General features: G+C 71.8%; 3 protein-coding genes. 1 reads left to right on the top strand and 2 read right to left on the bottom strand.

Going from position 1 to position 2,286, the window contains the following annotated elements; all coding sequences use genetic code 11:
- Positions 1-116: 116 nt before the first annotated feature.
- On the bottom strand, positions 117-473 hold the full coding sequence (locus ACFVIM_RS34675; RefSeq protein WP_384310240.1) for a YciI family protein: 357 nt from the start codon (positions 471-473) through the stop codon (positions 117-119).
- 371 nt (positions 474-844) lie between these two features.
- Positions 845-1,792 carry a helix-turn-helix domain-containing protein gene (locus ACFVIM_RS34680; RefSeq protein ID WP_384310243.1) on the bottom strand — a complete coding sequence of 316 codons (948 nt, stop codon included), beginning with the start codon at positions 1,790-1,792 and terminating at the stop codon, positions 845-847.
- A 194-nt stretch (positions 1,793-1,986) separates the two neighbouring features.
- Here ACFVIM_RS34680 and ACFVIM_RS34685 point away from each other — a divergent pair, with 194 nt between their 5' ends.
- The gene (locus ACFVIM_RS34685; RefSeq protein WP_384310245.1) at positions 1,987-2,241 is read left to right on the top strand and encodes a cupin domain-containing protein; all 255 of its coding nucleotides are present in this window, start codon (positions 1,987-1,989) and stop codon (positions 2,239-2,241) included.
- Positions 2,242-2,286 lie beyond the last annotated feature (45 nt).

Here is a 2,286-nt window from a genome sequence, read left to right on the forward strand (position 1 = left end):
GGCTCCCCTGGTGAGGGAGCCGCCCGCCGGCGTTCTCCTGCGTCCTGCGGCTCAGCTGTCGCTGGCGAAGGTCAGACGTGCCTCGGCCGCGCCTCGGGCGCCCCGCGGCGGCCGCCTCAGCCCTGGACGATCTCGCGGATCTCGGAGGAGATGGTCCAGAACTCCTCGTGGACCCGCAGGAAGCGCTCGGCCCACTGGAGGGCCTCGGCCTTGTCGCTGACGTCGACGATGGCGTACCCGCCGACGACCTCCTTGCTGTCGGTGAAGGGGCCGTCGGTGGAGCTGAGCTGGCCACCCGACCAGGTCAGCCGGGTCGCCTGCGCGGTGGGCAGGAGACCGCCGGTGTCCACCAGCACTCCGGCCTTGGCCATCTCCTCGATGAGCGCACCCATCCGCTGCATCAGTTCGGGACTCGGGCCCTCGGCCGGGGCGTTCCGCTCGTCGGCACGGACCATCATCAGGAAGCGCGGCATGGTGGCTCCTTCTCTCCTGGAGACGGGGTCTCTCCCCGCCTCTCACCCATCTGTCGAACGGGAGACGCCCGGATCGACACCTGCATCGAAAAAACCTTCAAGATCTTTTCACAGGCGGCCGTCCGAAAACAGATGTGCGAACTGGCGGATTCGGCACGCCTGTCGGGCGGGTCGCACGCTCTGGCCCGTGCCTCTCCGGAGGCTTGGGCCGCGGCGCCGTCCGGTACCCGCGGACTGCCGCACCCTGGTCCTGAGGCCGACGCGCCCATGGCCCCGAGGCTGCCACCTCCGCCCCAACCCCTTGCGAACACCGTCCGAATCCCGGCTGAACCCCGCCGACTCGCCTGCGGCTCGTTCTCCGCCGCGGTGGGTCAGGGACGCTCCCGGAACGCCCGGCGATAGGCACCCGGAGTCGTGCCCAGGGAGGCGAGGAACCGTCGGCGCAGATTGGTGGCCGAGGAGAGCCCGACCCGCCGGGCGACGGCGTCCAGCGGAAGGTCGGAGGACTCCAGCAACTCCCGTGCCGCCGTGATCCGCTGGGCCAGCAGCCACTGCCCCGGACTGGTGCCGAGCTGGTCGGCGAAGCGCCGGGCCAGGGTGCGCGTCGACACGCCCTCCCGTGCGGCCATGCTCTCGGTCGTCACCGGGTCCCCGAGGCCGCTGGTGATCCACTCCAGCAGGGGTGCGAGCGTGCCGTCGATCCGGTCCGGGCGCGCCACGGCCGCGTACTGCGCCTGCCCGCCCTCGCGGTGCGGCGGCATGACCATGTTCCGGGCCAGGTCGGCCGCGTACCGCGCGCCCTGGTCGCCACGGACCAGGTGCAGACAGAGATCGATGCCCGCGGCCGCGCCCGCGCTGGTGGCGACATCGCCATGGTCGACGTACAGCACGTCGGGATCGATCCGTACGGAAGGGAAGCGCGCGGCGAACTCCCGAGCGAGCCCCCAGTGTGTCGTGGCCAGCCGCCCGTCCAGCAGCCCGGCGTGCGCCAGCGCGAACGCGCCGGAGCAGACGCTGATCACCCGCGCCCCCCGGGAGTGCGCGCGCCGCAGCGCCCGGATGACGGCGGGCGACGGTGGTTCCAGGAGAGGGTTCCAGCCCGGGACGACCACGGTGTCCGCCTGGTCGAGCGCGTCCAGCCCCTGGGTCACGCCCATGTCGTACCCGGCGAGGGTCGCGACCGGGCCCGGCCGCTCCGTACAGACACCGAAGGAGTACCGAGGCGCGAGCCCCGGCCGTTCGATGCCGAACACCTCGGCGGCACAGGCGAGTTCGAAGGTGGACTGGGGCGGGTGGACCAGCGCCATGACGCGATGCATGGCAGGAAAGTACTCCGTGATGTCATTTCTGACACTCGGCGCGGAGGTGCTCCGCCCGTCAGGCTCGTCCCATGGCGACAGAGACACCAGAAACGACGGAAACAGAGGAGACGGCAGGGGGGACGGCGCGGAGCAGGCCCCTCTGTGAATGGTCCGCGGTCGAGGACGCGCCGGTCCATGAGCTCTTCCCGGGGATCCGGGCGCGACCCTTGTGGCGCGGTGGCGGTGGTGCGCACGCCCAGGTGCTGGAGATGGACCCGGGCACGCGCTGGGAGGGGATCGACATCCACGAGCCGGGCCCCGAGGAGGTCTTCGTGATCTCCGGCGTCTTCAACGACGGCGAACGCGACTACCCCGCCGGTTCCTTCATCCACGCTCCCGCGGGCTCCGCCCACATCCCGCAGACGACGACCGGCTGCACGCTGTTCGTCTTCTACCCGGAGGGGTAGGAGCGCGCCCCCGGCCAGACCGCGTCCGCACGGGGGCGCGGGGGC

Source organism: Streptomyces sp. NPDC057638 (assembly GCF_042800315.1).
Classification (GTDB): domain Bacteria; phylum Actinomycetota; class Actinomycetes; order Streptomycetales; family Streptomycetaceae; genus Streptomyces.